Source organism: Pseudomonas sp. NFACC42-2, from assembly GCF_900116055.1.
Taxonomy (GTDB): domain Bacteria; phylum Pseudomonadota; class Gammaproteobacteria; order Pseudomonadales; family Pseudomonadaceae; genus Aquipseudomonas; species Aquipseudomonas marginalis.
Genome location: NZ_FOZO01000014.1, coordinates 68,951 through 83,952, shown reverse-complemented (window position 1 = coordinate 83,952; position 15,002 = coordinate 68,951). Strand labels below are relative to the sequence as shown.

General features: G+C 61.7%; 12 protein-coding genes and 1 pseudogene. 5 read left to right on the top strand and 8 right to left on the bottom strand.

Features of this window, described 5'->3' with window-relative positions; translation table 11 throughout:
* Positions 1-167: 167 nt before the first annotated feature.
* Positions 168-428 carry a DUF6124 family protein gene (locus BM416_RS22015; RefSeq protein ID WP_092489445.1) on the bottom strand — a complete coding sequence of 87 codons (261 nt, stop codon included), beginning with the start codon at positions 426-428 and terminating at the stop codon, positions 168-170.
* A gap of 560 nt (positions 429-988) precedes the next feature.
* Here BM416_RS22015 and BM416_RS22010 point away from each other — a divergent pair.
* Positions 989-1,232, top strand: a pseudogene (locus BM416_RS22010) (type II toxin-antitoxin system RelE/ParE family toxin).
* A gap of 14 nt (positions 1,233-1,246) precedes the next feature.
* Positions 1,247-1,534, top strand: a complete 288-nt coding sequence (locus BM416_RS22005; RefSeq protein WP_092489444.1) for a HigA family addiction module antitoxin — start codon at positions 1,247-1,249, stop codon at positions 1,532-1,534.
* Positions 1,535-1,554: 20 nt separating this feature from the next.
* Here the strand turns inward: BM416_RS22005 and BM416_RS22000 are convergent, their stop codons facing one another.
* Complete coding sequence (locus BM416_RS22000; RefSeq protein ID WP_092489443.1) at positions 1,555-2,247, bottom strand: NBR1-Ig-like domain-containing protein; 693 nt, start codon at positions 2,245-2,247, stop codon at positions 1,555-1,557.
* 230 nt (positions 2,248-2,477) lie between these two features.
* Between BM416_RS22000 and BM416_RS21995 the strand changes: the two genes are divergently transcribed.
* Together BM416_RS21995 and BM416_RS21990 are read left to right on the top strand one after the other, a co-directional pair.
* On the top strand, positions 2,478-3,284 hold the full coding sequence (locus BM416_RS21995; RefSeq protein ID WP_092489442.1) for a 2OG-Fe(II) oxygenase family protein: 807 nt from the start codon (positions 2,478-2,480) through the stop codon (positions 3,282-3,284).
* A gap of 22 nt (positions 3,285-3,306) precedes the next feature.
* Entirely contained in the window at positions 3,307-3,942 is a 636-nt protein-coding gene (locus tag BM416_RS21990) for a LysE/ArgO family amino acid transporter (RefSeq protein WP_092489441.1), read from the top strand.
* A 55-nt stretch (positions 3,943-3,997) separates the two neighbouring features.
* Here BM416_RS21990 and BM416_RS21985 read toward each other — a convergent pair whose 3' ends face one another.
* From BM416_RS21985 to pilG, 6 genes are all read right to left on the bottom strand, one after another.
* The gene (locus tag BM416_RS21985) at positions 3,998-4,453 is read right to left on the bottom strand and encodes a chemotaxis protein CheW (RefSeq protein WP_027606077.1); all 456 of its coding nucleotides are present in this window, start codon (positions 4,451-4,453) and stop codon (positions 3,998-4,000) included.
* Positions 4,446-10,268, bottom strand: coding sequence for an Hpt domain-containing protein (locus BM416_RS21980; protein WP_092489440.1), 5,823 nt, complete (start codon positions 10,266-10,268; stop codon positions 4,446-4,448). The genes BM416_RS21985 and BM416_RS21980 overlap by 8 nt, the downstream gene beginning before the upstream one ends.
* Positions 10,269-10,365: 97 nt before the next feature.
* A complete protein-coding gene (locus tag BM416_RS21975; protein WP_092489439.1) occupies positions 10,366-12,417 on the bottom strand; it encodes a methyl-accepting chemotaxis protein in 2,052 nt (683 codons plus the stop codon).
* On the bottom strand, positions 12,414-12,938 hold the full coding sequence (locus BM416_RS21970) for a chemotaxis protein CheW (protein WP_092489438.1): 525 nt from the start codon (positions 12,936-12,938) through the stop codon (positions 12,414-12,416). Before BM416_RS21970 ends, BM416_RS21975 begins: the two co-directional genes overlap by 4 nt.
* A 12-nt stretch (positions 12,939-12,950) precedes the next feature.
* Positions 12,951-13,316: a twitching motility response regulator PilH gene (gene pilH, locus BM416_RS21965; RefSeq protein ID WP_014720320.1), complete on the bottom strand. Its 366-nt coding sequence runs from the start codon at positions 13,314-13,316 to the stop codon at positions 12,951-12,953.
* 46 nt (positions 13,317-13,362) lie between these two features.
* Positions 13,363-13,770, bottom strand: a complete 408-nt coding sequence (pilG, locus tag BM416_RS21960) for a twitching motility response regulator PilG (RefSeq protein ID WP_027606081.1) — start codon at positions 13,768-13,770, stop codon at positions 13,363-13,365.
* A 240-nt stretch (positions 13,771-14,010) separates the two neighbouring features.
* Between pilG and gshB the strand changes: the two genes are divergently transcribed.
* Positions 14,011-14,964: a glutathione synthase gene (gene gshB / locus BM416_RS21955; protein WP_065923845.1), complete on the top strand. Its 954-nt coding sequence runs from the start codon at positions 14,011-14,013 to the stop codon at positions 14,962-14,964.
* Positions 14,965-15,002: the final 38 nt, after the last annotated feature.

The following is a 15,002-nucleotide window of genomic DNA, read 5'->3' as shown; positions in this document are numbered from 1 at the left end:
CAAAAGATGATCTAAATGTGGGAGGGGCGGTGCGACGATTCGACTTGCCCCCGATAGCGGAGGGTCAGCTAAGTCATGTATCAACTGACACTCAGCCATCGGGGGCAAGCCCCCTCCCACATTTGTTCAGTGATGCCTGTTAGATAGCGGTCCCAAACAGGGGCTGATCAGTCCCTGTTTGGGACCTTTTCCAGCGAAGGGCTGACCTGCTTCAGCGCCCGATCCACCAGCAACTGCCCCAACTCGGTCATTTGCTGGATCCCGAGCATGATGGCGCGCTGGGAAGTGTCCAGGTCGAAGGCCAGGTTGCAGGTGAGTGCGTTGAGGGAGGACAGGGTTTCGCTGGCGTTGACCAGCAGGGTTTCGGTGTTTTGGTGGGGGTTTACGGTGAAGAGGCTTGCGGGCGGATTGGGGGTAGGTTTAACCATGATTTACAACTCCGATATGTGATGGAGACTGCCCTTTTCCGCTTGCACGCGAATTAAGGTGGCAGCTGTGCGCAGGTGTGCAAGACCGGGCATATCGGACCCCGGCAGACCCCGAAGGATCTCCCACGCACAGCCGCCATAACAAATACAGCAGGCATAAAAAACGCCCGTTGAATGGCTATGGGCGTTGGTGCGCCGACATGTAACCGGACTTGCACGTCCGTGTCACCGTTTTTTGCGATGACGGGACGAAGACTAGGCGCGCTGACTGCACGCGACAAGTTCATGCACAACCCAAAATCTTGCAGGAAAAATCCGAAGCCCCAGCCGCAGCCGCCAGCCAGCGCAAGGCCAAAGCCCTGCAATAGGGTGACGCGGAGCGTGGGAACGATCATCGACACTCAGAAGAGAATTATCTGACAGACTTTTCAGGTTGTTGCTCGGAACCGTTGTCCCTAGCCTTTTCGCTCCGAATAGCTACGGGCAGGCATCATGAACCCGATCGTTAATCCCGATGCAAGGCCATTGCAGAGCGTGATGTATCACATCACAATCGCGCCATGATCGTCAGCTGGAAACATAAAGGACTCAGGGCGTTCTATGAGACCGGTTCAACCAGAGGCATCAACGCAAATCATGCAAAGCGCTTGCGCCGATGCACTGGATCTGCCCGGCTGGCGCTTCCACCGTTTGAAGGGCGACCTGATCGACTACTGGTCCGTCAGCATAAGTGGTAACTGGCGCATCATTTTTCGAATGTTCGACGATCAGGTCGAACTGGTTGATTATCTTGATTACCACTGAGTGGAGGTATCGATATGGGTATGCACAACCCACCTCACCCAGGTGAAATTCTACTTGAGGACGTGGTCCCAGCCTTGGGCATCACCATCACCGAAATGGCTAAACGTCTTGGCTTTGCCCGCGAGACTTTTTCAAGGATCTTGCATGGCCACGCTCCCGTCAGCCCGGACCTTGCCGTCCGGTTGGAGCGAGCCGGCGTAAGTACTGCGCAGTTATGGTTGTCGATGCAAAGTGCCCACGACTTGTGGCAGGCCGAGCATCGGGAGCAGCCGGTGATTGAGCGGTTTGCGCGGATTGACTAAGGAAAAAGCCAACCGGATGCTCAACGCGCCATGACGTTAACCACTACATGCAAAATGAACGCAGGCCCGTAACAAGGTTTCCCCTGCTCATCCTCGATTCTCCAGACTGAAGCCACCGTGCAGGTCTCCTTGGGTGCTGCAAACTCCACACTGATATGCACCGGCTGGCCCGGCAGCGTATCGGCAATGGGGAGCTCGCTGTGCAGGCTACGCAGATGAATATCCATCACAACCTCCAACTGGCCTTGTGGATCTGCGCGGCGGGCAATCACATATTCCCTATCAACACGCACCAGTCGTCGCCCGCGCCAGGGTCGTGTGCCCAGGTTCTGAATCTCCCAGGTTTTCTGAAAAACTTCCCCCGGCAACACGACGGCTTGATCAGGCGTTGTGACGTCGGCATTGAACACCGCAACGTCCTCCGGATCATCAATACCTGCAGCCCGATTGGTGGTAGCCATTGAGCACGCATTATCGGGCGCGCCTGTCAGGTCAGCGAAGTAGCGAAACAGCAGCAAGGGAGAAACCTGCAATGCCTTTGCCAGCTTGATCAGCGTACGCACCGACGGGTCCCTGGACGCCCCAGCCGCTAGACCGTACAGGTAGGTTCTGGAAATTCCCGCCTCCTTGGCCAGCGCAGTCAGGGGCTTGCCCAGCTCGCGGCTGCGCCGTGCAACCAGTGACCTGAGGGTATCTCGCGTTCTTATATTCATACGAAGTTTGCGGTTCCCATTTTTAGGTGAACGTCATTTCTTTGTCCGCCAAAAAAGACAATCTGTCCGCCGCCACGTGTCTTGAACCATGCACACTCGCCACCTGCTGGCGATGTTGTGAAGGACATGGATGGGCCCTTTTAGTCGGTCATATCCAGTGTCGTAGTTTCTCGCATGCTTGCGAACCTAGTGTTTGTTGCATTCCTTTACATCTACCTTTGGATATAGCCATGAACCACATCAAAGCGTGCTGTGAATCCGTTGCTCAAACAGGCTTTGGCACCCTGCAAATATCAGAAGCGATGCTGCTGGATTACAAAAAAATCGTTGATGGATACTCCGCAATATCGCCAGCGACCAAGGCCTCGTTTTCCTTCGCGAAAGACACCGATGGATTTTTCCCCTTTGGCGCTGAGTACTCGAGCCTTGAGGATCAGCCAGACCTGTGTGAGCGATTTTGTTATTGGCCTGCGCATTCATCAAAACGAAGAGCCTTTGAATTCACACGAAGTGAATTTTTTGCCGCCGTTACTACTTTTGAACAACAGATCAGCGAGCTTGCCCAGGAATTGATGGACGGAATTTGCGCGGAGTTTGGAGCCACTTCGTTGAGCTCTTTGCGTGCAGCGTCCTATCTGCAACTGTGTGTCTATGGAGCTAATTCCGGGTCGGGTCAGCGCCAGTTTGCTCAGGACCCTCACGAGGATGGTCATCTGTTGTCATTTATCAAGCCTACTCGTGATGGCCTCGTTCTGGTTCGAGGCAGCTCGCTGGAGCCGGTACGCCTCTTAGAGAACGAGGTTGCAATCTTGGCCGGATCGTTACTGACTGAGCTCTCAGACTATGCGATTCCCGCTGCATACCACGCGGTTCTGACGCCTCGGAGACCAACGCCGCGCAGCTCTCTCATTTACTTCGTCAACCCTGATGCAGAGCAGGAACTGACAGGCTTTTGCCGCCACCAACCGATCGACTTGAAAAGCGCCGTCAACGCGCGACATACCGGTTTCGGTAATCAACCCCTTCAATTGAACTGATACCCAAGCGGTCGAGCACTTCATGACTCCAGACCTCAACGCCTTTTATCTCGAAGGTCTTCTACTGGGCATCGGACTGTTCGCCGCTCCTGGACCGAAGGACACCCTGGTTATTCGCCAGGGTGTCAGTCGCAGCCCTGTCTGGGGTGTGGTGGCGGTATGCGTGTTCGCCGATATCATCCTCATCGCTCTTGGGGTCATGGGCTTGGGCTCGTTGCTCGGCAGCAAGCCAGGTTTGGTGGCGTTCCTGCTGCTGTCAGGAGCGGCTTATCTGTTGTGGTTTGGCGGGCAGCGGTTATTGGCTTGTGTGCGTAACCAGTCGATGCCAGATACTCAAAGCAACCTCAACTCACAACGGGGATTGCTGCGCACGGCGGTGATACTTGGATTTGCCAATCCGTATGCTTGGCTGGATACCGTGGTGCTAATTGGCTCTATTGGTGCGGCAAAGCCCGTCAGCCAACAAGCGTTCTTTGCCGGCGGAGCAATGACCGCGTCGCTGGTGTGGTTTGTGGTTTTGGCGTTGGGATGCCAAAGGTTGACGGGGCTATTTCGTTCGGCAAAGGTCTGGCGTTTATTGGACGCGGGTGTGGTGATTTTGATGGTGTACCTGGCCGGTATGCTGATTGCTGATTTTCATCTGCTGCAGCGTCTCTGAACGGGAAAGCGCCCTCACCACAGGTGCCTCTCATTTCTCATGAAGAATGCGCCGCTCAGGCCAACCCGGACTCCACCAGCAGAGCCTCGAGCCCCATCAAATCCGGCACCTTAGCCACATGTTCCCCCACCTGCACCGCCGCCAGTTCCAGCGGGCACAGCGGCACGTCCACGTAGCTCAATTCGCTATCGAGCTTGTACGACCGTGGAATCCCCTGGATCACCAGCGCAATGAACTTCAACGTCGGTCGCCCGCCCAGTGCATTCAACACCACGATCCGCGAGCGTTCGCCGGTCACGCCGGCCTCGCCGCATGCCGCTTCAAAGCTGATCAACGGGATTTGCCGATCTCGCCACGTCACTTGCCGCAAATACCACGGCGGCGCATCGCTGGCCGGTTCGCCGCGTTGGAAGTCGATCAACTCGGCGATGGCGACGTTGGGCAGTATCAGGTGGCGGTCGGCCAGGGGCAGGAGCAGGCCGGTGAGTTGGCTGGTGCGGTGGTCAAGCACGGGATTTGCTCCAGTAGGCGATGCTTTCGAGCAGCACCGATTCCTGGTACGGCTTGCCCAGGTAGTCGTTGACGCCGATGGCCATGGCGCGGTCGCGGTGTTTCTGGCCGGTGCGGGAGGTGATCATGATGATCGGCAGGCGCATCAGCCGAGGGTCGTTGCGCACCTGAATGGCCACTTCGAAGCCGTCCATGCGCGGCATTTCGATGTCGAGCAGCATCAGGTCGGGGGTATGTTCCTCGAGCACGGCGAGGGCGTCGATGCCGTCCTTGGCGGTGAGTACGTTCATGCCGTTGCGCTCCAGCAGGCGGCTGGTGACTTTGCGCACGGTGACCGAGTCGTCCACCACCAGCACCAGCAGCGGGCGCTTTTTCAGCGGGTCGTTGAGGATCAACGGAGTATCCACCGGCTGGGCCGGCAAGGCCGGTTGCCGGGCGCGGATATGCGCGAGCAGGTCGATGATCAACACCACGCGCCCATCCCCCAGGATGGTCGCGCCGGATAACCCCTGCACCCCGGAAAACTGCGGGCCCAGGCCCTTGACCACAATCTCCCGGGTGCCGGCCATGGCGTCCACATGCACCGCCACACGGCGCTCGTTGCACTGCACCAGCAACACCGGCACGGGTTGATACTGGCCCAGTAATTTCGGGCGACCGACGGTGTGCAGCAGGTCACCCAGGTAAAACAGCTCGTAGCGTTGGCCGGCATATTCATAACACGGCGGATCCTGCTGGTAGTGCCCCGCCAGCTCATGGGGCAGCACCCGCACCAGACCTTCGATGGTGTTGAGCGGGATCGCGTATTGATCGTCCGCGCAGTGCACCATCAACGCCCGATTGACCGACACGGTAAACGGCAGGCGGATGCGAAAGTGCACGCCCTCCCCCGGTGTCGAGTCAATGAACATCGAGCCGCCGAGCTGGCGCACTTCTTCGTGCACCACGTCCATGCCCACGCCACGCCCGGAAATCTGCGTGATCTTTTCCGCCGTGGAGAACCCCGGCTGCAGGATGAACTGCAACACATCACGGTCGCTCATCTCTTGATGAGGGGCGAGCAAACCGCGCTTGATCGCCTTGCGCCGCACCGCATCCAGAGGCACGCCGGCACCGTCGTCGCGCATGTCGAAAACGATATCGCCGCCTTCGTGGGTCAGGTCCAGGGTGATGCGGCCCTTCTCCGGCTTGCCGGCCAGCAGCCGCGCATCGCGGGACTCCAGGCCATGGTCGACGGCGTTGCGCAGCATGTGTTCCAGCGGTGCCGCCATGCGCTCCAGCACATTGCGGTCCATCTCGCCCTCGGCATTGCCGACGATGAACTCCACGTCCTTGCCCAACTCGCCCGCCACCTGGCGCACGATGCGTTTGAGGCGCGGCAGCATGCGCTCGAAGGGCACCATGCGCGTGCGCATCAGGCCTTCCTGCAACTCGGTGTTGATGCGCGCCTGTTGCTGCAACAGGCCATGGGCGTCCTCGTTGCGGCGGTCGAGGGTGTCCTTGAGGTCGAGCAGGTCGGAGGCCGATTCCGACAGCGCCCGGGACAGCTGCTGCAACTGCGAATGACGGTCCATTTCCAGCGGGTCGAATTCTTCATAGCCCAGGCGCTCGGCCTCGGCCTGTTGACGACTGAGGATGCGCCCCTGGGTTTCGGTGTCGAGGCGACGCAGTTGGTCGCGCATGCGTTCGATAGTGGTTTCCACCTCATGCAGAGCAATGCGTGCGTCGTTGACTTGCTGCTCGATACGACCACGGAAGATCGAGGTCTCGCCGGCCAGGTTGACCAGGTCGTCCAGCAGGTCAGCGGAAATCTTCACCATGTCGGCGCCGGGATCGACCACCGCTTCGGCCTTGCCTGCGGGGAGCGCCACGGGCGTCACGGGCTCATCGCTGGGGTGCACCAGGCTCTTGATACGTTCGATGAGCTTGTCCACCGAACCCACCGGCAGCCCATCCGCCACGGCGTCGATCATCTGCGCCAGGCGGTCGTGGCAGCCCTGCAGCAACGCGAACAGTTCGGCGGACGGCGCGAGCAAACCGGCGGACAGCCCTTCGTAGAGAAATTCCAGCTCATGGGCCAGGTCACCGATCGGCCCGATCTCGACCATGCGCGCGCCGCCCTTGAGGGTGTGCAGGTCGCGCAGCAGGGTTTCGACTTCCTGGCGATTGTTCGGCTCGGCCTGCCAGCGCAGCAAGGCGCTGCCGGAGCTGTCGAGAATGTCGGCGGCTTCTTCGAGGAAGATGTCCAGCAACTCGGGGTCGGTGACCGGCGTTTCCGCAGGTGGGGCGGCCTGTACAGCCGGCATGCCGCCCTGGCGTAGCGCGCGCAACCGGGTGACCAGTTCGGCGCTGTCGCTCAAGGGTTGATGGTGCTGCAGTTCCTCCAGTTGCAGGGCCAGCCGCTCATGGCTGGCCATCAGCACCTGCGACAGCTCGCTGGAGTAGCTGTAGCGCCGATCCACCAGGCCTTCGTACAGGCACTCCAATTCATGGGCTAGGTCGGCCACCGGTCCGATGTCGGCCATGCGCGCGCCGCCCTTGAGGGTGTGCAGGTCGCGCTGCAGGGACGACAACGGCGCGGCACTGTCCGGCTCCAGCAGCCAGCGTTTCAGGGACTGCCCGGCACTGTCGAGGATATCCACGGCTTCTTCGAGGAAGATCTCGACGATCTCATCGTCCATCGCCGTTTCATGATCCAGCTGCGCAGTGGCAGCGCCCAGTTCGGAGATGCTCAGGGCGCGGCTGCCGTCGCTTTTGATCAGGCCGGTGGCGGAGGGGTCCAGCGCGTCGTCGAGCAGTTCGCGCAGGGCCTGTACCCGCGCCGGTGCCGGGCTGATTTCCTGGCCGGCCGCCAGTTGATCGAGCATGCTGATCAGCGCTTCATGGGCCTGTTCGGCCTCATGGAAAAACCGCTCGCTGACCGCAAGGCTGCTCTCTTCCACAGCGCCGTAGAGGTCGAGCAAGGCTTCGCACAAGGCGTCGATGGGGAGCAGGTCTGCGATGTGAGCGCCCTCCCCCAGCGTGGTCAACTCATCCAGCAGCGCAGTGAGTTCCTGGCGTTCGCCGGGGTGTTGCTGCCAGCGGCGCAGCAGGCTTTCGGCGTCGAGCAGGATGTCCATGCCCTGGGCCAGGAAGTTGGCAATCAGTTGCGGGTCGCGCTTGATCCGCAACCCCGTGTTGGGGGCGTCGAGCAGCGCGGCCAGTTGATGGTCGAGCAGGGCCTGGGTACGGCGGATCAAGTCATCCGCGCCCTTGATCGGCACCAGGGGATCGCGGTCCAGTTGACGCAACCCGCGCTGGAACAGGCCTTCGGCTTCCAGCAGCAACTCGACTTCGTCCAGGTCCAGCGGCAGGCGATGGGCCTTGTATTCGCGGGTCAGGTGATCCAGTGGGCGCACCAGCTCGGCGATGGGCAACACGCCAGCCATGTAGGCGCTGCCCTTGAGGGTGTGCAGGGCGCGTTGCAGTTCATCGCTGACTTGCAGCGGCACATGCTCGGCGGCCTGTTGCAGGAAGTGGTTGAGGCTGTCCAGATGGCTCTGGGCTTCGTTGCGGAAGATCTCCAGCAACATCGGATCGTGGGGTTCGGCGCCTGACCCTGCGGCACCGTTGGCCCAGGCGTGGGCGCGAGCGGCCAGGGCGTCGACCTCATCGCGCTGGTGTTGCTCGCCCGTCGCGAAGTCGGCGATCAATGCCGGCAGCAGGGCCACAGCGTCATCCAGCACCTGTTGGATCTCGGGGCCGAGGGCCACGCTGCGCTCGAGCACACGGTTCAGCAGGTTTTCCACGGCCCAGGCCAATTCTGCCAGCACCAGGGCGCGCACCATGCGGCCGCTGCCTTTCAGGGTGTGGAAGGCGCGGCGCATTTCGCCCTGGGCGGTTTTGCCCGCACTGTTGGGCAGGTGGCGGTGCAGCACCTCAAGGACTTCCTCGGTTTCTTCGAGGAAGACATCGCGCAGTTCATCGTCGATGGGCGCTTCATCGGCCGGCGGCGGCAGCAGGCTACCGGGGCGTTGCAAGGCCGGCGGATTGAGGCGCGACGTGGGGTTGGCCAGTGCGTCGAACTGGGACTGGCTGGGCGCAACCTCGCTCGACAGCGCGCCATCGGGTGCTGCCAGCGCCTGGCGCCAGGGTTTTTCGGCGGGCAGGTAGCCCAGCGCAGCCAGGCTTTGGGTGGCCAGTTCCAACACCCGCTCACCGGCGGCGTCCGGGTCCTGGAGCATGCGTTCGAGGTAATACTCCAGGCTGCTGATCACATCGGCGAAATGCCCCAGTTGTACCTCCGACGGCGGGCTGTCGTTGACCATCAACTGTTCGTCGACGTAATCGGTGCAACCGCGCATCAGGCTGGCCGCGCGGGGCAAGGGGATCATCGCCAGCGCACCGCGCACCTGGCTCAGCAGTTCCGGCAGGGATTCCAGGCGCTGGCGGTCCCAATCGGCTTCGATACAGTCGATCACCAGCTCCTTGGCTTGCTGCAGGCACTGGCAGGATTCGCGGATGACCAACTGGTGGATCTGGGTCAGGTCGGTGGTGGGCAGGCGGCTCTCTTCATGGCCTTCCGGCTCGACGGTGCCGACCATTCCCGCCAGCGTGGCTTCCACATAGAGCAGCGCACCGGCGACGTCCATCAGCACCGCATCGTTGGGCTCGCGATGTCCCTGGGCCAGGCTCAATACCACCGCCAGCTGGTCGATGATGACTTTGCGCGGCTGGCCAAACCCCAGCACCGCGAGGGTATCGGCAATCTGTCGCAGGGGCGCCAGCAGCGCGTCGAGGTCGCTCGTGTGCTGGCGGTCGCTGCGCACGAACAGGTCGAGGCGCTCTTTGACCCGGACCAACTCTTCACACAACGCGCCGAGCACCGAGCCCATGGCGTTGCGATCCGGCCCGGCAAGGCGCGCGCGTTCGGCGTCCACCACTGCGCTGTCGGGCAAGGCCTCATCCAGGCTGTAGCGCTCTTTCAGACCCTGCATGCGCGGGGTCGGTCGAGTGACTTTGGCGACGTAAAACAACAGGCTCTTGAGCAGTTCATCCGGTGCGGGTTGGTTGATCCCGCCGATGCCCTGCGCCAGCAGGCGCTTGAGTTGTTTGTCACTGGCCTTGAGCAGGCTGCGCAGTGCCGGGCTGTTGGCGACCACGCCGGTGAGCATGCCCTCGACCAGCGCCGACGTCACTTGCCACAGCGGTAACAGCGGCGCGCCCTGGCACAGCGCCTCGAGGCGCGCGAACACCCGCGCCATGTCTTCCAGGTTGCTCGGCCCGTGGTCTTCACGCAGCAGCCCGGCGAGGGCCTGCTGCAGCAGTTGGTGCCATTGGCGCAGTTGTTCCTGGAGGTCGGTCGGCGCGCGTTGGGCCAGGGCGTCATCGGGAAGCGGCGCAATCGATAGCAGTTGCGGGCTGAACAAACTGGTTTCCGACAGCAGGCTTTCGCCGTGGGCACTGCGCAGGTCGTTGAGCAGCGGCAGCACCACCAGCGGTAAATCACGGCGAGCGCTGTGCACCCGGTCAAGGTACAACGGCAGTTGGCCCAGGGCCTGTTGCAGCAGGCGGATACTTTCCTCGCGCTGGCCGACATGCCCGGCCTGGAGCGCCAGGGCCAGCTCCTCGATCTCTTCGGCCAGCAGCGCCGCGCCGTAGAACTCGACCATTTGCAGCGCGCCATGCACCTGGTGGATAGCGTCCAGGCACTGGCTGATCACGCCATCGTCGTGGGTCTCGACAAATGCATCCAGCGCCGAACGGGCCTGCTTCAGGGTTTCGGCAATGTCGCCCTTGACCCATTCGAGGGCCACGTAGTCGTGCCGATCAACCATAACTGCTCCGCTTAGAATTCGTGGGTTGCTTGGATCTCAAAGCCAATGGAGATCTAGTGGGGGAGGTGGCAAGCCCCTCCCACATTTGGATCGCATTTCAATCATCAGCCTGTTTGGCCGCTGGCAGGGTGAAACCCGACACCGACCTGCGCAACTGGCTGGCCATCTTCGCCAAGTTGCCGATGCTTTCGGCGGTAGCGGTGGAGCCCGATGACGTCTGCGTGGTGATCTGCTGGATCACGTTCATGGTCAGGGAGATCTGCCCCGCCGACGAGGTCTGTTGCTGCGCCGCGTTGGAGATGCTCTGGATCAGCGCGGCCAGGGTTTTCGATACGCCTTCGATCTCTTCCAGCGCCACCCCGGCGTCCTGGGCCAGCCGTGCACCGCGCACCACTTCGGTGGTGGTCTGTTCCATGGAGATGACGGCTTCGTTGGTGTCGGCCTGGATCGCGCGCACCAGGGTTTCAATCTGCCGGGTGGCCGCCGACGAACGCTCGGCCAGCCGCTGCACTTCATCGGCCACCACCGCAAAGCCGCGTCCGGCATCCCCGGCCATGCTCGCCTGGATCGCGGCGTTGAGGGCGAGGATGTTGGTCTGGTCGGCAATGTCGTCAATCAGGCTGACGATGTCGCCAATCTCCTGGGACGACTCGCCCAGGCGCTTGATGCGCTTGGCGGTGTCCTGGATCTGTTCGCGGATGTTGTCCATGCCGTGGATGGTGTTGTGCACCACCTCGTTGCCTTTGTTGGCGATTTCCACCGAACGTTCCGCCACCGCCGATGATTCGGCCGCGTTGGCCGACACCTGGTCGATGGACTGGGCCATCTGGTTGATCGCGGTGGAGGCTTCGGCGATCTGCTGGGCCTGATGCTCGGAGGCCTGGGCCAGGTGCATGGCGGTGGCCTGGGTCTCTTGCACGGCACCCGCCACTTGCCCGGCGGTAAGGTTGATGGTGGCCACCAGGTCGCGCAGTTGGTCCACGGAATAGTTGATGGAGTCGGCGATGGTGCCGGTGAAGTCTTCGGTCACCGAGGCGGTCACGGTGAGGTCGCCGTCGGCCAGGTCTTCGATTTCATCGAGCAGGCGCATGATCGCGTTCTGGTTGCGCTCGTTCTTCTCGGCGGTCTCGTGCAGTTGGCGGTTGGTTTCGCGCACCATCACCAGGCCGATCAGGATGATCGAGGCCAGCGCCAACAGGCCCAGCACATAGCCGCCGATGGTGTCGAAGCTGCGTCCGCTGGCGAGGTTTTCAAAACCGGTGGCCAGGTGCGAGGCTTCATCGAGCAGGGTTTGCGACAGGTTGAAAATATTGCTCGCCGAGGCGCGGACCTGGAACAACTGCGGCGAGGTTTCGAGAATTTCATCCACGGAGCCGGAGACAAACTCGAACAACTCGGCGATTTCCGCCAGCCGCGCGCGGGCATCGCGGTCTTCGACCTGAGTGATGCGCAGCCCGGGGTTGCCGTTGAGCATGCCATTGAGCACCTGCCCGAAGCGATTGGCATCGCGGCCGAAGGTGTCGGCGGCCTGGACGGCGGTTTCGTCACCGGCCAGCACCGTGTTGACCGCGCCCAGGATACGTTCGGCCAGCAGCGACTGGCGCTGGGCCAAGGCCACCTGGCTGGCCGGCGCGCCGCGTTGCAGCAGGATGTCGACGACCTTTTCCGACTCCATCTGCAATTGCGGTACGGTTTCGGCGAGGGTCGCGGCCACTTGGTGCAGGGACAGCACGGTCTGTTCGCTGGCGAGGATCGCGTCGGTGTTTTTCAACAGCGCTTCCCAGTCCGTCTGCACCGCGCGCATTTCGGCGCGGACCGCACTGGGCGCAGCAGGCAGGCCGGTTTCCGGGTCGCCTTTTTTCAGGTAGCCCCAGCGCTGGGCAAAATCGTTGCGCGCGTCGCCCAACAGCTTGAATGCGGCGGCCTTGCCGGCGGCGGCCTCGGTAGCGTTCTTGGCAATGCGTTGGGACAGCACGCGCAGTTCACCGGCGTGGCCGATGTACTGCTTGTCGTAGGTGGACTGGGTGTTGAGGTAAGCGAAGTTGGCGAACAGCAGCATGATGAATACGATCAGCGCGATAAACAGCACGATGATCTGTGAACGGCTGCGTGAGCCGGCCTGGGGTTTGGGCGTAGTCGCGGTGCTCATGCGGCGACATCCATGAAGCCTGGGGCCTGGGCCAGGGCGAAGGGGCTGAAGACCTGCCACAGCGGCTCGCCGTCGAATTGGCCCTGGATAAATGGCGCGCCGGGGCTGGGGCTCGCCAGCAAGGCGTCTTGTGCAAAATGCTGCATCCCCACCACCTCGTCTACCAGCAGCCCGACAAACAGATCGTTGTATTCCACCACCAGCACCCGCCGTTGCTTGCGCGCCTTGGACAGCCCAAGGCCAAGGAAGCCGCCGAGGTCCATCACCGGCAGCAAACGCCCGCGCAGGTTAGCAACACCCTTGACCCAGGCCTTGACCCCGGGCATTAAAGTGCAGCGCGGCTCATGCAGGACTTCGGCGACTTCGCCCATGGGCGCGACATACCAATGCTGACCCAGGCGAAAACCAATCCCGCTCCAGCGTTGCAGGCGGGTTTCCTGGGACGGCAGGTCGGCGGCCAGCAGGCGGCAGCGGCGGTCGATGTCCAGCAGCAACTCGAAGGCGGTTTGCGACTCGGTCATGATGGCGTGCCGTCAGCCGGCCAGCACCTTGTTCAGGGTGGCGATCAGGGTTTCCTCGTCCACAGGCTTGGTCAGGTAATCCTTGGCACCCTGGCGTGCGCCCCAGATCTTGTCGGTCTCCTGATCCTTGGTGGTGATGATGATGATCGGGATGCCGTTGGTTTCCGGCTCCTTGGACAGCTGGCGGGTGGCCTGGAAGCCATTGAGGCCCGGCATCACGATGTCCATCAGCACGGCGTCAGGCTTTTCCTGGCGGGCCAGGGCCACGCCGTCGGCGCCGTTCTCGGCCTTGAGGACCTGGTGGCCGTGCTTTTCCAGCATGCCGGTCAGTTTGTACATTTCGGTCGGCGAATCGTCGACGATCAGAACACGTGCCATGGTTTTCCCCACTACATTGGTCGGCGCCGGCCCTTGTGAGGCGGCGTCAGTGTGCTTGTTCCACTGCGGCGAACCCGGGCACATAGGCCTTGATCGCACTCAGCAGTTCTTCCTTGCTGAAAGGCTTGGTCAAAAACTGATCGACACCCACGATGCGCCCCTTGGCCTTGTCGAACAGACCGTCCTTGGAGGACAGCATGATCACCGGGATCGACTTGAACACCGGGTTGTTCTTCACCAGGGCGCAGGTCTGATAGCCATCCAGGCGCGGCATCATGATGTCGACAAAGATAATGTGCGGGTGATGATCCACAATCCGGGCCAGGGCATCGAAACCGTCGATGGCCGTGATGACATCGCAGCCCACGTTCTTCAACAGCGTCTCGGCGGTGCGGCGGATCGTCTTCGAATCGTCGATCACCATCACTCTCAAGGCGTTGGAATGCTGTTCCATATCTGCTCTACCATCGCCACAGCGAATCGGTTTTCGGTGTGTACTGCCTGATGTTGCACAGGATGAGCGCCGCAGGCCTTGGAATTCAAGGGCTGCTGCGCCGTGGCAGTCTTTTTAGCACAGTCTCGGGGAGCAATCTATCGAGGCACCCGCCCGGTGGTTTTTCCTTGACCCACAACAGCCGCAGCGCCACTCTGACGCCACTTTTATGCGCCCCAATTTTGCTAGAGGAAATCCCCCATGAGCGTTCGCGTCGGCATTGTCATGGACCCTATCGCCAGCATTTCCTATAAAAAGGACAGCTCGCTGGCCATGCTCCTGGCCGCCCAGGCCCGCGGCTGGAGCCTGTTCTATATGGAGCAGCGCGACCTATACCAGGGCGACGGCGAGGCCCGTGCACGCATGCGCCCGCTGCAGGTGTTTGCCAACCCCGAGAAGTGGTTCGAACTGCAGGACGAAATCGACAGCCCCCTGAGCGACCTCGACGTGATCCTGATGCGCAAGGACCCGCCGTTCGACATGGAGTTCGTCTACTCCACCTACCTGCTGGAGCAGGCCGAGCGTGCCGGCGTGCTGATCGTCAACAAGCCGCAAAGCCTGCGCGACTGCAATGAAAAGCTGTTCGCCACCTTGTTCCCGCAGTGCACGCCGCCCACCGTGGTCAGCCGTCGCGCCGACGTGCTGCGTGAATTTGCCGCCAAACACGGTGATGTGATCCTCAAGCCGCTGGACGGCATGGGTGGCACCTCGATCTTCCGTCACCGCGCCGGCGACCCGAACCTGTCGGTGATCCTCGAAACCCTGACCGCCCTGGGCACCCAGCAGATCATGGGCCAGGCCTACCTGCCGGCGATCAAGGACGGCGACAAACGCATCCTGATGATCGACGGCGAGCCGGTGGATTACTGCCTGGCGCGTATTCCGGCGGCGGGCGAGACCCGTGGCAACCTGGCAGCAGGCGGTCGAGGCGAAGCGCGGCCGTTGTCCGACAAGGACCGCTGGATCGCCAGCCAAGTTGGCCCGACCCTGCGGGAAAAGGGTTTGCTGTTTGTAGGCCTTGACGTAATTGGGGAAAACCTCACCGAAATCAATGTCACCAGCCCGACCTGCATTCGCGAGATCGACAACGCATTTGGCACGAACATCGGCGAAATGTTGATGGCCGCCATCGAGCGCAAGCTGCAGGCCAAGTGATATAGAACAGCCGGACACATACCAACATTGCGCTATCA

What these genes read in the sequence shown, in the direction of transcription:
- BM416_RS22015 (WP_092489445.1), bottom strand. Translation starts at nt 428, where the DNA reads ATGGTTAAACCTACCCCCAATCCGCCCGCAAGCCTCTTCACCGTAAAC.
- BM416_RS22005 (WP_092489444.1), top strand. Translation starts at nt 1,247, where the DNA reads ATGGGTATGCACAACCCACCTCACCCAGGTGAAATTCTACTTGAGGAC.
- BM416_RS22000 (WP_092489443.1), bottom strand. Translation starts at nt 2,247, where the DNA reads ATGAATATAAGAACGCGAGATACCCTCAGGTCACTGGTTGCACGGCGC.
- BM416_RS21995 (WP_092489442.1), top strand. Translation starts at nt 2,478, where the DNA reads ATGAACCACATCAAAGCGTGCTGTGAATCCGTTGCTCAAACAGGCTTT.
- BM416_RS21990 (WP_092489441.1), top strand. Translation starts at nt 3,307, where the DNA reads ATGACTCCAGACCTCAACGCCTTTTATCTCGAAGGTCTTCTACTGGGC.
- BM416_RS21980 (WP_092489440.1), bottom strand. Translation starts at nt 10,268, where the DNA reads ATGGTTGATCGGCACGACTACGTGGCCCTCGAATGGGTCAAGGGCGAC.
- BM416_RS21975 (WP_092489439.1), bottom strand. Translation starts at nt 12,417, where the DNA reads ATGAGCACCGCGACTACGCCCAAACCCCAGGCCGGCTCACGCAGCCGT.
- BM416_RS21970 (WP_092489438.1), bottom strand. Translation starts at nt 12,938, where the DNA reads ATGACCGAGTCGCAAACCGCCTTCGAGTTGCTGCTGGACATCGACCGC.
- pilH (WP_014720320.1), bottom strand. Translation starts at nt 13,316, where the DNA reads ATGGCACGTGTTCTGATCGTCGACGATTCGCCGACCGAAATGTACAAA.
- pilG (WP_027606081.1), bottom strand. Translation starts at nt 13,770, where the DNA reads ATGGAACAGCATTCCAACGCCTTGAGAGTGATGGTGATCGACGATTCG.
- gshB (WP_065923845.1), top strand. Translation starts at nt 14,011, where the DNA reads ATGAGCGTTCGCGTCGGCATTGTCATGGACCCTATCGCCAGCATTTCC.